Below are 22,046 nucleotides of genomic sequence, written 5' to 3'. Positions count from 1 at the left end.
ATGAAAATTACCGATGTCAAAATCATTGTTTGCTCGCCCGGACGCAATTTCGTCACCGTCAAGATCTTCACCGACGAGGGGCTGACAGGGGTCGGCGACGCCACTCTGAACGGTCGTGAAAAGGCCGTCGTAGCCTATCTTCAGGATCATCTTGCACCATTGCTCATCGGCCGCGATCCAAGCCGCATCGAGGATATCTGGCAGTATTTCTACAAGGGAGCCTATTGGCGCCGCGGTCCTGTGACGATGGCGGCGATCGCCGGTATCGATACCGCACTTTGGGACATCAAGGCGAAAGCCGCCAACATGCCGCTTTACCAGCTGCTGGGCGGCGCCAGCCGCGAGAAGGTGCTGTGCTACACACACGCGCAGGGCACTGATATTGGCGAAGCGGTCGAAGCGGTCGGCAAGCGAATTAAGCAGGGCTACAAGGCGATCCGCGTTCAGGTCGGAATTCCCGGTCTGCCTGACGTCTATGGCACCGGCAAGAAGTCGGTCACCAACAACGCTGCAGACGATGCCATTCCTCACGAGGAAACATGGTCGACGTCGAAATATCTGCGCTATGTTCCCGAACTCTTCAAGGCGGTCCGCGAGGCGCATGGCTGGGATATTGAGCTCCTGCATGACAGCCACCACCGCCTCACGCCGATCGAAGCGGCGCGGTTGGGTAAAGACCTCGAATTTGCACGGCTCTTCTGGTTGGAAGACACGGTGGCGGCCGAGTATCAGGAGGGCTTCCGTCTGATCCGCAAACACACCACGACACCGCTTGCCGTGGGTGAAGTCTTCAACACGATCTGGGACGCGCGGCTGTTGATGGAAGAGCAGCTGATCGACTACATCAGGACGACCACGGTACACGCCGGCGGTGTGACCGCCCAAAGGCGCATCATGGATTTCGCCAGCGTCTACAATGTCCGCACTGCCTGCCACGGCGCAATGGACATGTCGCCGATCTGCCTCGGCGCCAACCTGCATCTCGACCTCTGGGTGCCGAATTTCGGCATCCAGGAATATTCGGGCTACCTGCCGGAAATCCTTGAGGTGTTTCCGAGTGCCTGGAGCCTGGATGACGGTTATCTCCATCCGGGCGATGCGATCGGCCACGGTGTCGATATCGATGAAAAGCTTGCCGAGAAATATCCATATCAGCGCGCCTATCTGCCTGTGAACCGTCTCGAAGACGGCACGCTCTGGCACTGGTAACCGGAGAACGGACATGAAGATCACAGCAATCAAGAGCTACGCCGTCAAGGTTGGCATTCGCAACCAGCTTCTGGTGAAGGTCGAGACCGATGACGGGATTTTCGGCTGGGGCGAAAGTGGACTCTCCGGCCGCGAGAAGGCGGTCGTCGGTGCGCTGGAACATTATGCGGAATTCTTGCGTGGCCGCGACCCGTTCAAGATCGGGGCGCTCTGGCAGGAGATGTATCGCAGCCAGTATTTCGAGGGCGGTCGCGTATTGCAGGCCGCGATCTCGGCGATCGACATCGCGCTCCACGACATCAAGGGCAAAGCGCTTGGCGTGCCCGTCTACGAGTTGCTCGGCGGCAAGCAGCGCGACCGGATACCGACCTTTGCGACGACCTTCGCGGAGCCGGGGCCAGCGATGATCGAGCAGGCACAGATGCTGGTCGAGCATGGATGGAGGGCCATGCGACTTTCGCCCTCGGGTCACGAGCACAAGGAGATTTACGAGCCCCGCGAACATATCGCGATGACAGCGAAATGGTGCGTCAAAGCTCGGGAAACACTGGGCGAGGAAATCGTGCTGGGCATCGACTATCACCACCGCCTGACGGTCGCTGAAGCCGCAAGCTTCTGCCAGAAGATGCCGAAGGGCACACTCGACTTCCTCGAGGAGCCGATCCGCGACGAGACACCGGGCGCCTACGAGGCGCTGCGTCGAATGACCGATGTTCCGTTTGCGATCGGCGAGGAGTTCTCGTCGAAGTGGCAGTTCCTGCCCTTCATCGAGCGCGACATTCACCAGTTCAATCGCCTTGATGTCTGTAATGTCGGCGGTCTGACTGAATCGATGAAGGTCGCCGGCTGGAGCGAGGCTCACTATGTCGACATGATGCCTCACAATCCACTCGGCCCGGTATGCACGGCTGCCACGATCCACTTCTGCGCCGCTGTTGCGAATTTTGCCTGGTTGGAAACGCGGGCGAGCTCCGCGGAGACGCATCTGGGTTTTGACAATTCTGACTTCTTTCCGGTCCAGCCACGGCTTGAGGCTGCCTGCTATCCAGTTTCCGATGCGCCCGGCCTGGGGGTCGAAGTGAACGAGGAGTTGATTGCCAGGCAGAGCTTTGAATTCTGGGAGGCGCCTCATCTGAAACGCCGGGATGGCTCGGTGACGAATTGGTGAGAAAGGGAAGCGAGCCGACTTGAACGGGCGGGAAATTGCGCGCTGGGTTCATCGTTCCTCGCACATGGTACAAAACCCACTTTTCACCGACCCTTTCTCGGTCCAGGCAGAGAACGACCGCAGGGCACTTGGCTCGATTTTTCGGATTGAGGTCGCCCGCGTTGGGCCCGGAAAGACCGGCGGACCAACGTCACTTCGTCGCATGTTGCCATCATCGTCTTCTGTGGCAAGGCGCTAGATCCTGGACGGCGAAAATTTGCCTGCAACTGCCGTCGCTTTGGTCAATTTGCTAGGCGTCGACGCGCTATTGCTGCATGAAATCGCATGCCATGGACAAGGCCGTTGTCATTGAAGTCATAATTCGGATTGTGGAGCGGAGCCGATGTCTCGCCATTGCCGAGGAAGACGAAGCACCCAGGCACCCGGCTGAGGAACTGCGCGAAATCTTCTGATCCCGTCATCGGCTTTGATGCGACCCTTGCGTTCGACGCGCCATATAATTCCACCGCCACGGCCATGGCTTCGGCAGCCAAGGCGGTGTCGTTCATGAGTGGAACGAATTCACGCGTGTAACGGACATCGGCCTCGACATTATAGGCAAGCGCAGTGCCTTGCGCGATAATCCGCATCTGCTGCTCGATGCGCTCGCTGATCTCCCTGCGGAAGCTGCGGGCATCACCGAGAATGCGTGCCATGCCGGGCAGGGCATTCCTGGTGCCGTCGGTGATGAGCTCAGTGACGGATACGACGCCGATGTCGGCTGGGTCGATGCGCCGCGCGACGATCGTCTGCAGATTGGTGACGATGGCGCAGGCGGCGACCAGGACTTCGCTGCCCCAGTGCGGTCGGGCGGCGTGTCCCCCGACGCCCTTGAGCGTGATCTCGAAATTGTCCTCCGCCGACATGAATTCTTCGGGTTTTGTCTCGAAATAGCCAACAGGAAGACCCGGCATATTGTGGATGCCATAGATTTCATCAAACGGATATTTCTCGAAAAGACCATCGGACATCATCGCGAGTGCGCCTTTGCCCCATTCCTCGGCCGGCTGGAAAATGAAGCGGACCGTCCCGTCGAAACCGCCTTCTGCGGCAAGCATCTTCGCGGCTCCGAGGAGCATAGCGGTGTGACCGTCGTGACCACAGGCGTGCATGAGCCCGCAGTTGCGGGATTTATGTTGCATGTCACCCTGCTCGGTAATGCGCAGGGCGTCCATGTCGGCTCGCAAGGCGATGGCGCGGTTGCCGGTCCCTCGCTTGAGGGTTCCGACAACCCCGGTACCACCGACGCCTTCGGCGACCTCATCGAGGCCAAATGTTCTAAGTTTGTCGGCGACAAACGCAGCCGTGGCTTGCTCCGCAAAACCGAATTCTGGATTGGCATGGAGGTGTCGCCGCCACTCACGCATTTCGGCATGGAGCGTCTCAATGTCGGTCATCAGATCAGTTCTCCGGTGCGGTGAGATTGCGGACCACGTCAAGCAACACATTGGCTCCTGCGACCAGATCGGTGTTGGGTGTGAATTCCTTGGGGTTATGGCTGATGCCGCCGATACTGGGTACGAAAATCATCCCCGAGGGTGCGATCCTGGCGATCATCTGAGCATCGTGCCCTGCACCTGATGTCATCCTTTTCGATTTCAATCCGCGGGCCGTCGCAGCCTCCACGACCGCCGCCACAATGCCGCTGTCGAAAGTCACCGGCTGAAATCTTGCCAGACGTTTCGTGGTGATTGTGACCTGCTCATCGTCCGCAACCGTATCGAGGTACGTTGCCAAGGCAGCTTCTTCCACCAACAGTTTCTCCTCATCGGGATCGCGAAGGTCAACCGTGAATGTCGCCTTCGAGGGGATCACGTTGATTGCGTTTGGCTCGAACTCCATGCACCCGACTGTGGCGACCGTAGGGGTGTTAGAGGCCTTCGCCCGGTCGCGCAGAAAGGTGATGACGCGCGCTGCTGCCAAGCCGGCATCGCGGCGCAGGGAAATGGGTGTCGTGCCTGCATGGTTGGCTTCTCCTTCGATGGTTACTCGCTGCCAGGAAATGCCCTGCAAGTTCTCGACGGCCCCAACCGGGGTCTCCTCGCGCTCGAGGATCGGCCCTTGTTCAATGTGGAGTTCGATATAGGCGTGCGGTTGCAGGAAGCCGGGCTCTTGTGGTCCGGCATAGCCAATCCTGGCAAGCTCCTCACCAAGGACAGATCCGTCGGTGCCCACGGTGGCAAGCGCTTCATCAACATCAAGTCCGCCGACATGGACCAGCGACCCCATCATGTCAGGCGCATAGCGCACGCCTTCTTCGTTGGTAAATGCAGCAATCGCGATAGGTCGGTTTGGATTGAAGCCCTCTGATTTCAGAGTTTCTACGACTTCCAGTCCCGAAAGGACACCGTAACAGCCGTCAAACACCCCTGCATTGATCACAGTATCGATATGAGACCCCAGCATCAGCGGTTTTGCTGTATCGTCGGCCTGTATCGGCGCCCAGATGCCGAAGATGTTGCCGATGCGATCGACTGCGACATCGAGCCCGGCTTCCTGCATCCAGGCGATCAAGCGATCCCGGCCGTGCTTGTCCGCGTCGGACGCCGCAAGCCTGACAAGGCGGCCATCCTTGTCTCTGCCGATGGAGCCAAGTTCACGCAGACGTCCGAGCAAGCGTTCCTCATTTACCGATGATCCAGTCATGCCGCCGCCCCTGCGTTTTTCGCCAAAACCGATCCGGGTGCTTCCCCGACGATCGCCTCATACTTGAGCGGATCGGTCGCTCCTTCGGTGTTGATCACGAGGACGCGCGATTGATCTCCAAGCCGCAAATGAGCCTTGATCTGCCGATCACCGATGGCCCTGATCAATCCGGCCAGGCCAACGCCACCGCTTTCGCCCGCCACGACGGCGGGGTCTCCCCCGACCGGGTGGGCCAGCCTCTTCATGACGGTGACTGCGTCGTGTTCGTCTACGGTCATGAACGCGTCTGCCACACGCGAAAGGATGCGCCAGGCTACCAGGGACGGCTGGTAGCATTCGAGCATGGCCATGATTGTCGGCTCACCGTGGTCAACCGTCACCGGATGCCCGGCCTTGGCGCTCTCGACGATGCATGCTGCACGTTCGGGATCAACAACTGTGAAGATCGGGCGTGTGTCCCCCATGACAAGCGCGAGATAGCCGGCTGCCGCAGCAGCGATGCCGCCAACCCCTGACTGCACGAAAACATGGGTCGGCGGGTCCTGCAAATCCCTGAGTGCCTCGCGGAATATCGCGGTGTAGCCCTGCATTACAAGGCTTGGAATGCGCTCATAGCCAGGCCAGGACGTATCCGACACGATTGTCCAGCCACGCTCGATCGCAACCCTGGACGCTTCCTTGACAGAGTCGTCGTAGGTTCCCTCGGCGCGGCACACGTCGGCGCCAAATCCTGCGATGGCCGCCACCCGTTGGTCGCTGACGCCCGAGTGAACGAAAATCACGGCACGTGCGCCGACGATCTGCGCCCCCTGGGCCACGGAACGTCCGTGGTTGCCGTCGGTGGCACAGGCAACCGTCATGGTTTTTGCCACGGCCAGGACCTCCGGTGAACCAAGTTCAGTTACATCGACTTGCCTGGAAAGGCGTTTGCTTGCCTCCTCGAGCACAAGACGCATCACCGCGTAGGCACCGCCAAGCGCCTTGAAGCTGCCAAGGCCGAGCCGGAAGCCTTCGTCCTTCATATGGATGCTCGACACCCCGAGTTTGCGAGCAAGGCCGCCGAGGGACACCAAGGGCGTCTTCGCGTTGTTTTGGCGGTGCGACAGGAACCTCTCGACCTCCGCGGCAGCCACCGGGCCGAGAGCTTCCGCGTCCCGTGGGTCCAGCGGAGACTTGTAGGCGCTATTCGAATTTATGAGAAACATGGGGGCCTCGCTCGGGTTCGAGGGGAAAATATATTGCATTGCCTCCGCATCGTGCGCTGAATATTGGGGTCTGATTTGCAAGTTTGTTTCGTCCAGGGGAGCGAAGAAGTATGGGTGCGCTGCCGCAGAAGATCATTTTGGATGACTTCGACCGCAAAATCCTCGCCCTCCTCCAGAAGGACAACCTCACGCCGCAGAGAATGATCGGCGAAGCGGTCAATCTGTCGGCTCCAGCCGTTCAACGCCGGATCAAGAAGATGACGGAAGCCGGTGTGATCAAGGCGAATGTCGCGATCGTCGATCCCGCAGCGCTGGGGCATCCGATCACAATCTTCGTCGAAGTGGAGGTGATCAGCGAGACCGCAGAACAAATCGAAAGCGCCAAGCGGGAATTCGCGGCGACCCCCGAAATCCAGCAGTGTTACTATGTGACGGGCGAAGCGGATTTTATCCTCCTCATCGTCGTACCATCCATGAAGGAATATGAATCCCTGACCCGGCGGCTCTTTTTCGGAAACAACAACGTCAAACGTTTCCGGACGTTTGTCGCGATGGATCGCATCAAAACTGGACTGGAAGTCCCGGTTCCGTGAATTCGGCGAAACTCGTGCAGCGCGGATCAGGACAAGGAGGCAGCGGGAGGTCATTTCGCCCTTGGCCGTGCGCGGTGAACGGCGACCGCAGCGTCTTGGAGGTGCCCGCCCCCTTGTGGCGAAACCCTTGCGACCAGGGCGGACGATGCAGCGCCAGCTTCCTAAAGGCTAATACATCGCTCCAGTTGCAAAAGCTTGCCATCAAGTAATAAACTATTTTTGTACATTACTTATTGGCAATGAAATTGTAATATACTTTTAATTTGAAAACATAATTGGCTGGCTTCATATCCTCGCCAAGTGTTGAGCTTCACTGAGAGGCTTTACGCGGTGAAGCAATTTAATAGGACTGAAATCGTGACAAGCATTGTCAATCGCCGCAGATCTGCGGCTCTTCTGGGCGTGGCCATTATGATCGGCGCGGCCTCCATCTCCCTCGAAACGTCATCTGCATTTGCCGCATCCGCCATTCCGGCCGACCAGGCAAAGGTGGTTGTCGCAAATTCTCAGAACGCCGGTTCCGTCGATCACGGCTACCTCGGTGTCCAGATCCAGCCGGTGACGCAGGAAGTTGCCGACGCGATCGATCTCGCAAATCCGGCTGGTGCGCTTGTTGCAAACGTCTCGAAAGACTCGCCCGCCGCTCGCGCCGGTATCAAGCAGGGCGATGCCATTACGGCGGTTGGCGAAAAGCCGGTGTCGACACCAAAGGACCTGTCGCAGTTCGTGGCGGATCTTACCCCTGGTGACAAGAAAACCGTTACGGTTTGGCGTTTTGGCAAGAGCGTCGACCTCACGGTCGAGATCGGCAGCAGCGACGACGGAATGGCTAAGCTTGCTACTCCCAAAGGCTCCGAACAGGCAATCCCAGCCGGTCCGCGGATTGGTGTCGCACTTGTCGACCTGACGCCGGAAGTTCGTGAGCGGCTGGACCTCTCACAGGACGTCCAAGGTGCCGTCGTTGCCAACGTATCGCCTGACAAACCGGCAGCCTCGGCGGGGCTGAAAGCCGGTGACGTCATTCTGTCGGTCAACGACAAGACAATTCAGAATGCCAGTGGCGCCAAGAACGCAGTTGCGGATGTTGCGAAGGCCAAGAAGAAGTCAGTGCTGCTGCTGATTCAGCGCGGCAATAACACGACCTTCGTAGCCGTACCGTTCACGACGGCTTAACCGGCAGACTGGGGCCGACGCGACAGACGCGTCGGCCTTTTTGCTTTGGCCGACCGCGCAGCCATTCGCAAACCGCGCGACCCACCAATCAATCTCGCGAAGAGACGCGCATCCCTATGAGGCAGCAGCAATAGGCGAGGAAACCTGGTTCTGGCCTTCCACGACTGTAAACCAAGGGCCCGCAAGCGCGGAGAACTTTCGAAGGGTAGCTTCTACGACCGCCCGCCTCGTCGGAAAGCCTCCTTTTTTTCTTTTGGATTTCGTTTGCCTTCTCGACCGGGCATCCAGTGCCAGCCTATGGTGGATGCGCGATGATGGAGGATTTTTCGTGGAGGGTTTGCAGGAGCTGATCGACTGGATCATCGGGGAGGGCCTATCCAGCCGGAGCGTCGAGCAGATCATGGAGGGACTTGGGCCAAGATTGGTCGCTTTAGGTTTTCCGATTGTCCGCGCCTCGATTGCAATGCCATCCATCGACCCGATGCAGAAGGGATTTTCGGTAGCGTGGTCGCCACACTCGGTCATGTCCGTTGACATCCAAGGGCATGATGACGCGGGACAGGAGATGTTCGAGCGCTCACCGATCTTCCATCTGCTGTCGAATAACCTTCTCTACGGCCGGTGGAGCCTGCCGGCGAACGGAACAAATAGCTTTCCGTTGTTCGACGAATTGGCACAGCTCGGCGCGACTGAGTACTTGATCAAGCTTGCGGAGTTTCCTGGAGAGACTGCCCTTGGTGGCGTGGGCTTCTCGATAGCAGTCGATGGACCCGGCGGATTTTCAGAACAGCAAATTGCAGACGTCGAACGCTTGATGCCCGCATTGGCACTGACTTGCTGCCGAGTTGCAACCACCCGCGTTGCGACCGACATGCTTGCCGTCTACACCGGGACGCGAACCAGTGGCCGCATTCTCAGCGGACAGACCCGTCGTGGAGATGGCGCCTCGATATACGCAGCAATCCTGCTTGCCGATCTAAAAGACTTCACGTCCTTGAACGAGCGGTGGCCACCGGAGAGGATCGTCGGCTGGCTGAACGAACACTTCGAGGCGATCGCCGGGCCGGTGGAGGAGAATGGTGGCGAGATCCTCAAATTTATGGGTGACAGCCTGCTGGCGATTTTCCCTGCTGACATCGACGATCCCTCCGAGGCTTGTGGCCGTGCTTTGTCGTCGGCTCGGATGGCCATGAAAGCCAATCAATTGCTGAATGCAAGGCGCAACGATGAAGAGGAGCCGCAGCTGTTGGTCGATATCGCTCTGCACGTTGGCGAGGTTTTCTACGGCAACATAGGTGCCTCCCGCCGCCTCGATTTCACGGCGATCGGCCGCGCGGTCAACGAAGCGGCCCGGATCGAGAAAGTTGCAGATACGGTCGGCTACAGCCTTCTGGCATCAAGGCCATTCGCAGCACAGGTACCGAAAGGGTTTAGGAATGTTGGTTCATTCGTGCTTAAGGGGGTAGCAGAGCCAGCGGACGTATACGCCTGGACGGGCTGATAGGCCTGACAGTTTATCGCCCATCTTCCGCGGTATGACGATTGGCTTCCAAGTGAGAGCCACCCTAGATTGGCGGATGGATGACGTTCACCCCAGGCCTGCCTCTGGGCCCGTTCAGTCGGATGTCTGCTGGGGGTCGCCCCCCATTGGTCTGCTGAAGCACGAGTATCGCCTCACCAAAAACCTCCCGGCGCCGGAGTGTTCGAGCGTTTGCCGCGCGTGTCCTTTCCACCTCTGACATTGTGGTTGCGTCGGCTAGCGAAGCCTCGTTTTCCACCATGTCGATCAGCAGGTTGCGCATCACTCCGTTCTCTTCCCGCAGGCGGTGCAGCTCGGCGCTTATTGGGGATGTCGACAGCTTACGCTCAATCGTTTCCTCAATTGCCTTTTCAACCAACCGGGTCTTTGCGGCGTAGAAACGTCCGACGAAGTATGTGCTGGTTAAAATGCAAAAGGTGAGGGCGAGAGTTAGGTATAGCATCCGTCAGGCTCCAATCATCACTTTGAGATTGTGATTTTGAACGCCGTTTTCAATAAGGCGTGGCAATCGCTGGGAGGCAATCGGTCCTCTGACCTGGCGGTGACCGGGTGGTCACCGGTCATCACAAAAGTTGCCCCGGAAAACGACCATGGCTCACACGCTTCTTGAGGCTTTGGTCAACGGGCAAGGGGGTCCATCATGTCATGGTTATCGATGGTCCTTCGATCAAGTTGTGGCTAAACAATCCAGCCATATCGGAAAATGCCGCCATCGAGCCACAGCACCTCTCGGGGGCGTCATCCCGGCGCCATACTGCCAACGGACACGGAAAATCAAGGCTGGAAATTCAACACTTGAAGGACCTCGCTGTGCATAGCGTCGACCGCCGCAGAGCGCTTAGAGTCTTTGCTGCGAACCAAGGCTACCTCCATTTTAGGCAGCTCCGGCAGACCATGGCGAGTATCCAGTAACTTGAAATGGCTGGGAACGCTGGATCGTGCGAGCGCGGCAACGGCCAAACCTGCCTCTACTACCGCCAACTGTCCCGTTAGGTTATGTGAGCTATAGACTACACGGTAGTCCCGCCCAAGTGCCGCGATGCCTGCCAGAACTTCGCCACGGAAGCGGTTTCCCAGTTCGTGCAATGCCAAGGGCAGTGGGTTTTTCCGCCACGCCTCATGTTGGTCTGACGCAACCCACACCAAGGGTTCGTAGAAAAGGAATATGCCGCGATTTGGTTCCCCTCGGGTCGCCATGTCGCGTGTCACGAGTGCCAAATCCAGATCACCACGGTCGATCCTTGGCAATAGCGAACTCGACGGCTCGCAAACGACTGATATTTCTACTTCGGCGAAACGGTTGGCGAAGGTCCGCAAAATTGGCGCGAAGTAACTCGCGACGTAGTCGTCAGGGACACCGACGGCGACCTTCCCAGAAACCGTTGATCCGCGCATCGCGATCTGGGCGCGGCCGTGCAATTCGATCAGTTGTCGGGCGTAAGCGAGTAAATCGAAGCCGGGAGGCGTCAGAGACAGGTGGCGTGGCCCCCGGTTTAGCAAGGAACTTCCTACGCATTCCTCAAGCTTCTTGAGTTGCATACTGACTGCCGACTGGGAACGGGAAACTTGACGGGATGCCGCCGTGATGGAGCCAGTGTCAACAACTGCCACGAAGGTTCTAAGCCAATCAATCTGGAGATCGTTCATCTCACCAACCATTCGATTATCGAATGCTACTTGTAACAGATATTCGCTTTTCTGGATATCGATCCAGCGCCATTATTTTCCCATGAACACACGGGGTCTCACATCACTTGCAACATCTGCCGGTTTGGCCGTCCCGGGCGACGCGCGGGAACGCCAGGGCACGATCCTTATGGTGCTCGGCGGGCTGATCCTTGGGACGGTCGGCATCTTCGTGCTCCAGGCGAACCAAGACCCGATCACTACGGTAGCGTTCCGATGCCTTTTTGGGTTTCTTGCTCTGCTTTCCTGGGGCGTGTTGAGTGGGCGGTTGGCTGAAATCAGGCTGCAGGCACGGGACCTACTCGGCGCTGTCGCGACGGGCGTACTGATGATTATTAGCTGGGCGCTCCATTTCGCCGCGATTCCACGTACGTCAATCGGCGTTTCCACTGTCGTATTCCACATCCAGCCATTCTGGACGATGGCGCTCGGTGTGTGGCTTCTTCGGGAAAAGGTGTCCCGAAAGCAGGTGGGCGCGGCGCTCTTGGCATTCGCGGGATTGGTGCTGACGACCGACGTGATGGGTACGGGCGCGCGGCATCAAGAGTATTTCTATGGATTGCTGATGAGCCTGTCGGGCTCGTTTGTCTACGCCTGGGTTCCATTACTGACGAAAGTGATGAGATCCGTAAGCTCATTCGCCCTCGCTTGGTGGCAGTGTCTAGTTGGCGCTTTCCTTACATTTTGGTGGCCAGTTCTATACGGGTGGCCCAGCCATTGGGACACAATAGCCTGGCTAGCAGGGCTAGGCGCAATCCATACGGGTCTTGCCTATGTCGTAATGTTTGCCGGGTTTGCTCGCCTAAGCACCGGTCGAACTGCCGCACTGCAGTTTGTATATCCCATGACGGCTTTTGTGATCGATTGGAAGATTTACGGCCATTCGCTTTCACTCGTTCAAATGTCCGGACTTGCTTTGATGGGTATTGCAATCTGGTCTGTCAAAAGCAGCCGCTAGGTCGAGAGCTCGAATGGAGCTTTCATCGTTTCGATGTCGGGATGCGGCGGAGCGGTGGATCACGGCCCACAGCACGCAGGAGAGGGCAGTCGCGATCACACGCAGCTAATACTCCGCTCGCCTCATAGAGCCTGCTTTCGGAATCACCCCACTCGGAACGGAACTCATGCTGGAAAACCCGCCGCTCTCCACCGCGACCGAGCAAATGCTGCCTGCTGGAGCGGCGAGCAAACTGGCGCCCGCCGGCTAGGCGCGTTGGCATCCGCAATAATTGCCCAACCGTACCCAAACGACATATTCTGGCCTGTTAACGCCGCCTCCAATCCGATAGCACCAACTTAATTAGCTGGTTGGAAGTTATTTCTTGAGTCTCCGACGCGAGCCTCCAATTTCCGACGGCTGCTTTACAGTGCCGGACAGCCGACAGCGGTCGGAGCGGGCAAGACCGATAGCGAAGGGGCAAAATGCGAAAATTGGTGGCCGGGAAGCTCCATGGGATCCATGTGACTGAGGCAAATCTCAATTACCACGGATCGATCACACTCGACCCCGCTCACTGCGAAGAGGCCGGAATCCTTCCGATGGAGTTTGTGGAAATCTGGAACAAGAACTCCGGCGCCCGCATCTCCACATACGTCATTTTAGGTGTGCGCGGATCCAGATGCTGTGTCCTAAACGGTGCCGCCGCCCGCACATGCCAGCCCGGGGACCAGATTATCATCTGCAATTCGATCTATCTCGCCGAGCACGAGATCACGGAACTTAAGCCCACGGTTCTCACCTTTGACGCCCAAAACAACGTCGTCGACAGGCTGACCTACTCGGTATCGTTCGATGAAGACAATCGTTACCGGTTCGAAATTCTTGACGACAACGCGAAGCCCCTCTCCGTGCCACTGCTCGTGTCCGGCGCCTCCTAAAGATTTTCACAAGCGCATTTTGGCCTCGCAGCTGACAGCTCGTGATGAGGCTTCGTAACGAATGAAGGGACAGTTCAATGAGTGTGCGGAAGCGTGTCGGACTTAAGTTCAGGGATGAAATTGCTTTCTTAAAGGGTTGGAAACGTGATCGAACTTCTGTCGGTGCAATTGCGCCGACCTCCACCGTGACAGCTCGAAAGATGGCTAGCGTTGTGCATCCCGGTTCTGGGCTACCCGTACTTGAACTCGGTCCAGGCACAGGCGTGATTACCAAAGCAATTCTGGCACGCGGTATCGCACCACAAAACCTTACCTCCATCGAGTACTCGCCAGAGTTCTGTCAGCATCTGCGAAGTCTTTTCCCACAGGTCGATATTCGATGCGGCGACGCTTTTGCACTCGACCTAACGTTGGGTGAGAAACGAGCCGCCAAGTTTGATTGCGTCATCTCCGCCATCCCGCTTTTGCACCTGCCTGTGGATCGGAGGCTGGCACTCGTCCTCGATCTGTTGGAACGCGTTCCCGTCGGGAGACCGGTTGTTCAAATAACCTACGGCCTATTGTCTCCGGTCGTGGCACTTCCCGCCGGCTACGAGGTGCGCCATTTGGCGTTCATGGTACGAAATATCCCTCCGGCCCAGCTTTGGATTTACCGGAAGATTCCGTAGGCTTGTCCGGCGATTTATGACCTGCAGTGATAGCGTGCAGAGCAACGGAGCGTACCGTCGGGGCCAAGCCGATCGTGGTTCAGACTTATGCGGAATGAACCCCTTTCACTAACGAAGCGCCGCCTTCCACAATTGAAGACTGCTCGTCGCAGATTGCTGGCACGACGGCGATGACCGGAATATTTGCTTCTGCGGCAGCACGAATCAACGCGATCCGCGCCTCGTTCACCGAGCAGGTGCCAAGGTGCGCATCCAGGCAAATTTTCGCAGCCGTCAGGTATTCCTCACCGTCAAAGGAGGGCCAGGCGGCAATAAGAACTTCAGCCATTTGCCGAAGCGAACGGATCTGCCTGTATTTTTGTTGACCATGGAACACGAGGATCAGTGGAGCGAAATTATCGGATCTGTGCCAGTTCATTACACCCAGCCTCCCAACCGCAAATTATATTAGAGACCATGCAATTGCTGTTCCGGTAGACCCGGGGAGCGGCATATAGGATCCGAAGGAGCAAAGATCGAAGTCACCATGTAACTCGACTTTTGCGGTACACGCGGCTCGACGCTAGACTAGTCATCTACTTTCCTCCTTAAGAGATCGGAAGGTCCCAAAGCGCTTCCCCACCGTTGCATCGACAAATGGATAGTCGAAACAGCACCAGCAAGATGGCTGGCGGCTAGAAGCAAATCTCTGGCAGCAAGAAGCAAAAGTTGAAGACGCGCCAATCCAGCTCCTGGTTCCGACCTCTGGCGCTTTGTTCAGAGCTGCAAATTCGCGCGCCAGACCGCGGTTGGCAAGGGGGCCTCTTCCGTGGCGGGCATAGAGAAAGGCTGGTATTATCTGACCTTGTCGTTGCGGGGTCGGGAGGACAGTGCGTTGAAAGATCCGAAATCGAAGGACCTTGGCGAACCGGGCGACGATCCTGCCTATCGCCCGATCGGATTTAGGGCGATTGCCGCCGCGTTCAGCGTTCGCCGACCATCCGCTTCGTCTCGGAAGGATATCGAAGTCCCCCCGGCTGGATCCTTCCTGCCATCTGGCTTTCATTCGCCACCAGACGACTGATCCTGCGTGTGGCTTTCATCACGAACTCTGTGACGTGAACTCGTCATCTCACCGTCACCAATTCACAACCCTGCAAAAACAGGGCACAGTAGCTTTGCGCGATGGAGCGCGGCCCTTGATCCGGCCGACGTCGTCGTCGCAGGGAGGATGCCATGCCGACGATTATTGGCTATCACAACATCACAAGGGGCGCGAAACACTGGCTCACCTCACCAAAGCGGGAGGAGTTTTTTGGTCCGCTCGGGGTTACCAACATCCGAACGTTTGTTGATCCTCAGGATCCGACTCGCGTGGCGTTGATGATGGACGTTGCGGATATGGATGGTTTGCAGGCGGCGATGCAGAGCAAGGCCGCCGCCGATGCGATGGCCTTTGACGGGGTGGTGCCGGAGTCTCTGGTGATCCTCGTCGAATCGAAGGGGTAATCGCTTCGCCTGCATAGGCTCTCCTTCGGTGCCGTTTCAACTTCGCTCACCGCCGGACGTCCAACCGACGGCTGGCGGACGCCGCCGTCCTGGCAACGCCTTGTCCCTAGCCGCGGCGGGCGAGACAGCCCAGGGTGTGCGAGTGAGTTTGGCGAGACCCGGGACGGGCTGGGAGGTTGGGCGGCACCTTCCTGCCGCTTTCTGCAAGGCGGTCGGCGTCGAAGGAGAAGCAGGTTGAGCCTGCGTCGCTGCCTTGCCCCGCAAAATGGAGTTCCTTTTGCAGACGACAATGTTGATCGTTTTCTTCCTCCACGGGAATGTTTGCGGTGCGAAAGCAACACCGGCGGAAGAAGTCAGTCCGTTGCTGAGGCACTAGAGGCGGTCACGCGTCGGGGTCGCTTTCGGCGGGGTGGATCCCGGGGCCTTGGAGGTCAGTTTTCTCAACTCGACCGGCCGATTGTTGATGATCGCTTCCATGGAAAAGAAGCCTGTCACCGTTGCAAGGTCGAAGTTCGTGATCAGTTTCTGATAAAATGCGTCGTAGCCGGACATGCCTTTGGTGATGACCTTGATCAGATAGTCCCAATCCCCGCCGATCCGATAAAAGTCGATCACCTCCGGCAGGCCCTCGACATGCGCGCGGAATCCTTCGCTCCATTCCTTCGAATGGTGGCGCGTCCGGATCATCACGAAAACGGTGAGGTCTAACCCCAGCGCCTGGAGATCGATATCGCAGTGTGCGCCTTTGATCAGGCCGATGGAATGAAGACGTTGCAGTCGCCGCCAGCAGGCATTTTGAGACAAGCCGATCTTCTCCGCGAGATCGCGCTGCGAGAGATTGGCATCGTGCTGCATCGCACTCAGTATCTTCATATCAAAATCGTCAATTTTTGTAGTTTCTTCGTTCATCTGATAGGTCTTTTGCAGAAATTAGCGAAAATTAGGTGACCTTTTTGAGCCTGAAGGAGGATACGATCGGTGTCAACGCCCCGAGGCGAAGGAGAACGATCGTGGACTTTGCACAACCGGCGGCGCGACAGACTGAATCCCCAATTTCCAGATTTCGCCGAAGTTTGAAACGCAACCGCCTCGTGGACGACCTCCGGGAAGGACTGGTCGGATCGCATGCGACGATCGACGGGCCGTACGGGGCGAAGGAACTGGTCTATGCAGACTACGTTGCATCCGGTCGCGCGCTCCACCAAATCGAGCGTTTCATCCTGGAAGACATCCTTCCCTACTATGCCAACAGTCACACGGAGGCTTCCTACTGCGGAGGGTTCATGACCCGTATGCGCCGGGAAGCACGCGCGATGATCGGGGAATTCTGCGGGGCGAGTGAGCAACATGCAGTGATTTTCACGGGCTCAGGCGCGACGTCGGGCATCAATCGCCTCGTCAAGCTCTATGGCATTGCCGAGGCGGTTTCGGCTGGTAAGCACGTTCGCATTGTTGTCGGCCCTTACGAGCATCACTCGAACATCCTGCCCTGGCGGGAAAGTGGTGCCGAGGTTGTCGAGATCGCCGAGAGTCCATCGGGCGGACCTGACCTGTCGCTGCTGACAGATGCGCTCAAGCACGGTAACGCCGATTTGGTGGTGTGCGCGCTGTCCGCTGCATCAAACATCACCGGCATCACCAGCGACGTCGCGGCGATTACTGCGATGGTCAAGGCTGCTGGCGCAAAGATGATCTGGGACTATGCGGGGGCCGGTCCCTATGTGCCGATTTCCATGTCACCTGCCGCCGATGCGGAAATCGACGCGATCGTTGTTTCGCCGCACAAGTTCATCGGTGGCCCAGGTGCCTCCGGAATCCTGATCCTTCGGCGCGACGGGCTTTCGACGAAGAAACCGACCTGGCCGGGTGGTGGCACGGTGAAGTTCGTCTCGCCGCAGACGCATGATTATAGCGACAGTCTCGAATCGCGCGAAGAAGCCGGTACGCCGAATGTGGTCGGTGATATCCGTGCGGCCCTCGCATTCATCGTCAAGGATGCGATCGGGGCTGATGCGATGACGATGCGCAATCGCGAGCTTGCACGACGTGCACTCCAAGCCTGGAAGGACGTCCCGCAACTGGAGTTGCTCGGTCTGTCCAATGCCGATCGGCTGCCGATCTTCTCCTTCAGAGTGAGGAACGGGAAGGGCGGCTACGTCCACCAGCAACTGGTGACGCGAATGCTCAGTGACCGCTTCGGAATCCAGGCGCGCGGTGGCTGCGCTTGTGCAGGGCCTTATGTCCACCGACTGCTGTCGATCGATGAACAGCAGTCCGAGGAGATCAGACAGGCCATTCTCTCGGGAGATGAACTAAAGAAGCCCGGCTTTGTCCGGCTGAACTTTAGTGTGCTGCTACCGGACGAGAAGGTGCAGTTCATTCTCGATTCAGTGGCAACAATCGCAACTGACGCGACGACCTTCGAAAAGGATTACGACGTCGATCCGAGCCGGGCGATCTTCTTTGCGCGTGGAGCAGCACCAGAGGGCAGCCCCCATGCAAAAGCCTGAGGTCGCCGGATTTTACGACCCACGCACTGGCAGTATCCAGTATGTCGTCTCGTGCCCCAAAACGCGAAACTGCGCCATCATCGACCCGGTGCTGGATTTCGATGAGAAGTCCGGCACGACCGCTTCGATCAATGCGACCATCATCCTCGATTACATCGAGGGCAACGACCTGAAGCTTGAGTGGATCTTGGACACTCATCCTCATGCGGACCACTTTTCGGCAGCCAGTTATCTCAAGGCAAAAACCGGAGCGCCGACGGCGATCGGTGAGCATGTGACCGCAGTGCAGCAGATCTGGAAAGATATCTACAACTGGGATGATTTCGCATGCGACGGTTCGCAATGGGATCGGCTCTTTCGTGATGGTGACACATTCAACATCGGCGAGCTCGAGGTCCGCGTCATGCATTCGCCCGGCCATACCCTGGCGTCGATTACCTACGTCGTGGGCGACGCAGCCTTCATCCATGATACACTGTTCATGCCCGATAGCGGCTCCGCCCGCGCTGATTTTCCGGGCGGCAGCGCAGCCAGCCTGTGGCAGTCAATCCAGGACATCCTGAGCCTGCCGGAGGAGACACGCCTGTTCACCGGCCATGACTACATGCCCCAAGGACGTCAGGCACTTTGGGAAAGCTCGGTTGCAGAGCAGCGTAGGAAGAACCCGCATGTCGCCGGCCAATCGCGAAGTGACTTCATCGGCTTGCGGGAAGCCCGCGACAGGATCCTGCCCATGCCGAAGCTTATCTTGCACGCGCTGCAGGTGAATATACGGGGAGGGGAACTGCCTCCGATCGAGGAGAACGGCCGTCGTTATCTAAAAATTCCCCTCGATGCATTGTCCGGATCGGCGTGGGGCGCGTAACAACGTGGATGGCAGTCTCCTGCAGCTTATGCTTGCTCTCGGCTCAGGATCATTGATCGGCTGTATTCTCGGTTTGATTGGGGGAGGCGGATCAATCCTCGCCACGCCGCTGCTGGTGTATGTTGTCGGGATGCGCGATGTGCACACCGCGATTGGCACAGGGGCTCTCGCTGTTTCGGCCAGTGCGTATCTCAACCTGGCCGGCCATGCGGTGAAGGGTCATGTCTGGTGGCGATGCGCCTTGATCTTTGCGATCGCCGGATGTCTCGGTGCCTACCTGGGTTCCAGTCTGGGGAAGCTCATCGACGGCCAAAACCTGCTCTTCATGTTCGGCCTCCTGATGATGCTCGTCAGTTTCATGATGCGAAGGACGAGGAGCAGGGCGGATGTTACCGCGCAGTCGCTGACGATACGGACACACGGGAAGACAAGCCTGATTGCGCTTTTTGCCGGCGGATGTTCCGGCCTTTTCGGAATAGGGGGCGGTTTCCTTATTGTGCCCGGTCTCCTCGTCGCGACCGGCATGCCTCTCATAAACGCGATTGGAACCTCGCTGCTCGCGGTCGGGACCTTCGGATTGGCGACGGCCGTGAACTATGCCGCGTCGGGCTTTGTCGATTGGCTTACTGCGGGCTATTTCATTCTAGGTGGCATCGGTGGCGGTATCATCGGCACGATTGCCGCCACGCGACTGGCGAACTACAGGAACGTCCTCGCGCAGGTCTTCAGGTGGTTGATATTTTGCGTCAGCCTGTATGTTCTCTGGCGAAGCCACGCGGTATTCTAGCAACGAACAACCAAGATATTCGGTCCCACAAAAGGGGCGAACCGCCGGCGTGGCGTAAAACAGCCTTTCGCTCCTGCGTCAGCATGTTTGACGACGACAGTTGAATGCAAAGGCAGCAACGCCGGATGACTGCTCACGGGCCAGAAGCACACTCTGGACGGGCGCCAGAACTTGCTACCTGGCACGCCCTAAGGCGTCCCTCCCGCAGCTCCATCCCGACAACCGACGCGTGGGCAGTTTTGGGTAGCAGCAGACAATACACCGCCTATCAACAGGATAACCACAGCCTAACCAATTCAACAGACAGGAGACTCTCTCCTTTTGCACCACTGCTACCTGGACCACGTAGGGAGAAGACCGGGAACAGGCTAGTATCTGCTGATCATTGGATGGGGCTGGGTAGCACACGAGGCGTGGGCGGTCGGCGACACTTCTCGTCGGCTGTCCGCGCCCGCGCAGAGGCAGCATCCGTGACCGCGCCAGGGGTCATGGAACTCTTCCACGAATTGCACGTTTGCCCGTCGCTAGAGCCAGTGGGGAGATCGTCATGTCAATCGTCAAGTGGGAGAAGCCCGTTCAAATCTCGGTGGGCTCGCGAGGTAGCGAATTCGTATCGAGCGCCTTCGATGCCGTCCTGTTTCTGAAAGATAGCTGGGAGGACTATGAAACGGTGTCCTTCCTCCAGGCGCGAAATGCCTGCCGAGGTGCCCTTGCCGGTCGCGTCGACGCCGAAGTAGCGCGTGCAAAGTTTCTGGAAGCAGTAACCGCGGCGAAGATGCGCGTGCACTAGCCAAGGATTGACGTGAGGGAATCTCCCGTCAAACAGGCCCTCCGCGGCTGATGTCCGCTTCCGGGCCCATTGCGGTCATTGTCTCCGGGCAAAGCTTGTAGCAGCCTCAGTCAATTGCGACTGAGGCACAAATTGGCCAAACGCTCAGCGGTCGAGCCAGGCTGCCAGGCCATCCAGGGTTTGCAGTCCGTATTCGACTGCGCCAAAACCGATGACGATCCGACGCCGTACGGGGCTGGGGTGGAGCTGGCGCAAGGTCAGCACTGTTTTGCCGTCGGCCTGCTCATCGAAAGTCACCGTGACGCGGAAGCGGTCGGGATCGTCCGGGTCGGGTGTGCCATAGTCCATCACGATCCGCTCGTTCGGCACGATCTCCAGAAAGCGCATCAGATTCGGGAAGCGCTGCTCCTGGCCCTCGAACACGCCCACCATGTCGAACCGCCAGAGCCCACCCTCACGGATATCGGCCTCATGGCTCTCGATCCTGAGGCCGGCCGGACCGTACCATTCGGCAAGCGCCGCGGGGTCCATCCAGGCAGCAAAGACCTTGTCACGCGAGTGATTTAGCAGCTTCACCAGCACAATTTCCCGATCAAGCGACCAGGTGTCAAACAGGGTTGCCATGGTCTTCATCAATCATCCTCTCCCGCTTTGTCCAGATAGACCTCCAGACGATCCAACCGCTCGGTCCAGCGCCTGCGTTCCGCTATCATCCAGTCCGCCGCCTCGTCGAAGCGGGCCTGTACCAACCGGCACCAGCGGCTGCGCCCGCGCTTCTCGCTGGCGATCAGTCCGCAATCTTCCAGTACCTTGAGGTGCTGGGCGAAGGAGGGCAGCGCCATGTCGAATGGCTCGGCCAGAACGCTGACCGGCACCTCGCCATCAGCCAGCCGTGATACGACCGCGCGACGCGTCGGATCGCTGAGAGCATGAAAGGCAAGGTCGAGTGGGGTCGAATGATAGGGCATGCGAATTGTTATGACGCATCGGAGTGGTGGTCAAGGACAATAAGGCACTTGCCTTAGTATAATGATCAATTATAAAGGCATCTGCCTTAGTATCGATGCCCTGGCTTGGGGCGGCTAGGGTGCAACCACTCGCAAGGAGAGCTCCCATGGCAGTTCGTGTCGATCTCATGATCTCGCTCGATGGTTTTGCAACCACGACGGATCAAACGCCAGAAGTCCCGTTCGGGGAGGACTGGCCGCGCCTGGTCGGCGCATATGTGGCGACGCGAACTTTCCGTGAGCGCGTGCTCAAGGATACCAGCGGAGCCGGGACCATCGGCGTCGATGACGACTACGCGAAGGAATATTTCGCCAACGTGGGCGCCGAGATCATGGGCGCCGGCATGTTCGGGCTCCACAACTTCCCCGACGATCCGAACTGGCGTGGCTGGTGGGGCGAGGAGCCGCCCTTCCGAGTTCCGGTCTTCGTTCTCACACACAAGCCTCGCCCCTCCATAGAGATGGCCGGTGGTACCACTTTCCATTTCATCAATACCACTCCGGTTGATGCGCTCCAGCAGGCTGTTGCGGCGGCGAGCGGCAAGGATGTGCGGATCGGCGGTGGGCCGACTGTTGTTCGTGACTTTCTGAGAGCAGGTTTTGTCGATCGCCTTCATGTTGCAATTGCGCCGATCCTGCTCGGTCGCGGCGTACGCTTATGGGACGATCTACGCGGTCTGGAGACTGGCTACGACGTCAAAGCTGAAACGGCGCCGAGCGGAACCATCCATCTTACCTTCCAACGCTGACCGCTAGCCTGTAACTTGGGAGGTCACGGCCTCAAGCATTCTTCC

22 protein-coding genes are annotated in these 22,046 nt (G+C 58.2%); 14 read left to right on the top strand and 8 right to left on the bottom strand.

Annotated elements, in window-relative coordinates; genetic code table 11:
- The gene (manD, locus tag AF71_RS02690) at window positions 1-1,209 is read left to right on the top strand and encodes a D-mannonate dehydratase ManD (RefSeq protein ID WP_169679683.1); all 1,209 of its coding nucleotides are present in this window, start codon (window positions 1-3) and stop codon (window positions 1,207-1,209) included.
- A 13-nt stretch (window positions 1,210-1,222) separates the two neighbouring features.
- On the top strand, window positions 1,223-2,377 hold the full coding sequence (locus AF71_RS02685) for a mandelate racemase/muconate lactonizing enzyme family protein (protein WP_169679681.1): 1,155 nt from the start codon (window positions 1,223-1,225) through the stop codon (window positions 2,375-2,377).
- 281 nt (window positions 2,378-2,658) lie between these two features.
- Here the strand turns inward: AF71_RS02685 and AF71_RS02680 are convergent, their stop codons facing one another.
- Genes AF71_RS02680 through AF71_RS02670 form a run of 3 tightly spaced genes read right to left on the bottom strand, consistent with a single transcriptional unit; the run spans window position 2,659 to window position 6,267 of the window.
- Window positions 2,659-3,813, bottom strand: coding sequence for an amidohydrolase (locus tag AF71_RS02680; protein ID WP_169679678.1), 1,155 nt, complete (start codon window positions 3,811-3,813; stop codon window positions 2,659-2,661).
- Between the two features lie 4 nt (window positions 3,814-3,817).
- On the bottom strand, window positions 3,818-5,062 hold the full coding sequence (locus AF71_RS02675) for a Zn-dependent hydrolase (RefSeq protein ID WP_169679675.1): 1,245 nt from the start codon (window positions 5,060-5,062) through the stop codon (window positions 3,818-3,820).
- Window positions 5,059-6,267 (bottom strand): diaminopropionate ammonia-lyase, encoded by a 1,209-nt coding sequence (locus tag AF71_RS02670; protein ID WP_169679672.1) that lies wholly within the window; start codon window positions 6,265-6,267, stop codon window positions 5,059-5,061. The genes AF71_RS02675 and AF71_RS02670 overlap by 4 nt, the downstream gene beginning before the upstream one ends.
- Window positions 6,268-6,377: 110 nt before the next feature.
- On the opposite strand from AF71_RS02670, the gene AF71_RS02665 reads away from it, so the two are divergent.
- The 3 genes from AF71_RS02665 (at window position 6,378) to AF71_RS02655 (ending at window position 9,534) form a co-directional block, all read left to right on the top strand.
- A complete protein-coding gene (locus tag AF71_RS02665) occupies window positions 6,378-6,860 on the top strand; it encodes an Lrp/AsnC family transcriptional regulator (protein WP_169679669.1) in 483 nt (160 codons plus the stop codon).
- Between the two features lie 357 nt (window positions 6,861-7,217).
- Entirely contained in the window at window positions 7,218-8,033 is an 816-nt protein-coding gene (locus AF71_RS02660; protein ID WP_169679666.1) for a PDZ domain-containing protein, read from the top strand.
- A 328-nt stretch (window positions 8,034-8,361) separates the two neighbouring features.
- On the top strand, window positions 8,362-9,534 hold the full coding sequence (locus AF71_RS02655) for an adenylate/guanylate cyclase domain-containing protein (RefSeq protein ID WP_169679663.1): 1,173 nt from the start codon (window positions 8,362-8,364) through the stop codon (window positions 9,532-9,534).
- Window positions 9,535-10,347: 813 nt separating this feature from the next.
- Here AF71_RS02655 and AF71_RS02650 read toward each other — a convergent pair.
- Window positions 10,348-11,232, bottom strand: a complete 885-nt coding sequence (locus tag AF71_RS02650) for a LysR family transcriptional regulator (protein WP_246733565.1) — start codon at window positions 11,230-11,232, stop codon at window positions 10,348-10,350.
- Between the two features lie 157 nt (window positions 11,233-11,389).
- Between AF71_RS02650 and AF71_RS02645 the strand changes: the two genes are divergently transcribed.
- The 3 genes from AF71_RS02645 to pmtA all read left to right on the top strand — a co-directional run bounded on the left by AF71_RS02645 (window position 11,390) and on the right by pmtA (window position 13,805).
- A complete protein-coding gene (locus tag AF71_RS02645; RefSeq protein WP_246733564.1) occupies window positions 11,390-12,217 on the top strand; it encodes a DMT family transporter in 828 nt (275 codons plus the stop codon).
- Between the two features lie 464 nt (window positions 12,218-12,681).
- On the top strand, window positions 12,682-13,137 hold the full coding sequence (gene panD / locus AF71_RS02640) for an aspartate 1-decarboxylase (protein WP_169679657.1): 456 nt from the start codon (window positions 12,682-12,684) through the stop codon (window positions 13,135-13,137).
- A gap of 77 nt (window positions 13,138-13,214) precedes the next feature.
- Window positions 13,215-13,805, top strand: a complete 591-nt coding sequence (gene pmtA, locus AF71_RS02635; RefSeq protein WP_112645766.1) for a phospholipid N-methyltransferase PmtA — start codon at window positions 13,215-13,217, stop codon at window positions 13,803-13,805.
- 85 nt (window positions 13,806-13,890) lie between these two features.
- Here the strand turns inward: pmtA and AF71_RS02630 are convergent, their stop codons facing one another.
- Complete coding sequence (locus AF71_RS02630; protein ID WP_169679655.1) at window positions 13,891-14,223, bottom strand: DUF982 domain-containing protein; 333 nt, start codon at window positions 14,221-14,223, stop codon at window positions 13,891-13,893.
- 797 nt (window positions 14,224-15,020) lie between these two features.
- Between AF71_RS02630 and AF71_RS02625 the strand changes: the two genes are divergently transcribed.
- Complete coding sequence (locus AF71_RS02625; RefSeq protein WP_169679652.1) at window positions 15,021-15,293, top strand: hypothetical protein; 273 nt, start codon at window positions 15,021-15,023, stop codon at window positions 15,291-15,293.
- 372 nt (window positions 15,294-15,665) lie between these two features.
- On the opposite strand, the gene AF71_RS02620 is transcribed toward AF71_RS02625, so the two are convergent.
- Complete coding sequence (locus AF71_RS02620; RefSeq protein WP_169679649.1) at window positions 15,666-16,202, bottom strand: Lrp/AsnC family transcriptional regulator; 537 nt, start codon at window positions 16,200-16,202, stop codon at window positions 15,666-15,668.
- 101 nt (window positions 16,203-16,303) lie between these two features.
- On the opposite strand from AF71_RS02620, the gene AF71_RS02615 reads away from it, so the two are divergent.
- The 4 genes from AF71_RS02615 to AF71_RS02600 all read left to right on the top strand — a co-directional run bounded on the left by AF71_RS02615 (window position 16,304) and on the right by AF71_RS02600 (window position 20,245).
- Window positions 16,304-17,803, top strand: coding sequence for an aminotransferase class V-fold PLP-dependent enzyme (locus tag AF71_RS02615; protein ID WP_169679646.1), 1,500 nt, complete (start codon window positions 16,304-16,306; stop codon window positions 17,801-17,803).
- Complete coding sequence (locus AF71_RS02610; RefSeq protein ID WP_169679644.1) at window positions 17,790-18,668, top strand: MBL fold metallo-hydrolase; 879 nt, start codon at window positions 17,790-17,792, stop codon at window positions 18,666-18,668. The genes AF71_RS02615 and AF71_RS02610 overlap by 14 nt, the downstream gene beginning before the upstream one ends.
- The gene (locus tag AF71_RS02605) at window positions 18,637-19,455 is read left to right on the top strand and encodes a sulfite exporter TauE/SafE family protein (protein ID WP_169679641.1); all 819 of its coding nucleotides are present in this window, start codon (window positions 18,637-18,639) and stop codon (window positions 19,453-19,455) included. Before AF71_RS02610 ends, AF71_RS02605 begins: the two co-directional genes overlap by 32 nt.
- 547 nt (window positions 19,456-20,002) lie before the next feature.
- A complete protein-coding gene (locus AF71_RS02600; RefSeq protein ID WP_169679638.1) occupies window positions 20,003-20,245 on the top strand; it encodes a DUF982 domain-containing protein in 243 nt (80 codons plus the stop codon).
- Window positions 20,246-20,389: 144 nt separating this feature from the next.
- Here the strand turns inward: AF71_RS02600 and AF71_RS02595 are convergent, their stop codons facing one another.
- Together AF71_RS02595 and AF71_RS02590 are read right to left on the bottom strand one after the other, a co-directional pair.
- Window positions 20,390-20,878, bottom strand: a complete 489-nt coding sequence (locus AF71_RS02595; protein WP_192240222.1) for an SRPBCC family protein — start codon at window positions 20,876-20,878, stop codon at window positions 20,390-20,392.
- On the bottom strand, window positions 20,878-21,213 hold the full coding sequence (locus AF71_RS02590) for a metalloregulator ArsR/SmtB family transcription factor (protein WP_025662250.1): 336 nt from the start codon (window positions 21,211-21,213) through the stop codon (window positions 20,878-20,880). The genes AF71_RS02595 and AF71_RS02590 overlap by 1 nt, the downstream gene beginning before the upstream one ends.
- 146 nt (window positions 21,214-21,359) lie before the next feature.
- Here AF71_RS02590 and AF71_RS02585 point away from each other — a divergent pair, with 146 nt between their 5' ends.
- Window positions 21,360-22,001, top strand: coding sequence for a dihydrofolate reductase family protein (locus AF71_RS02585; protein ID WP_169679635.1), 642 nt, complete (start codon window positions 21,360-21,362; stop codon window positions 21,999-22,001).
- The last annotated feature ends 45 nt before the right edge of the window (window positions 22,002-22,046 follow it).

It is taken from the genome of Rhizobium sp. 57MFTsu3.2 (assembly GCF_012932765.1).
Lineage (GTDB): Bacteria > Pseudomonadota > Alphaproteobacteria > Rhizobiales > Rhizobiaceae > Rhizobium > Rhizobium altiplani.
Note: the sequence above shows the minus strand (reverse complement) of the source record. Positions and strands in the feature narration are given on the sequence as shown.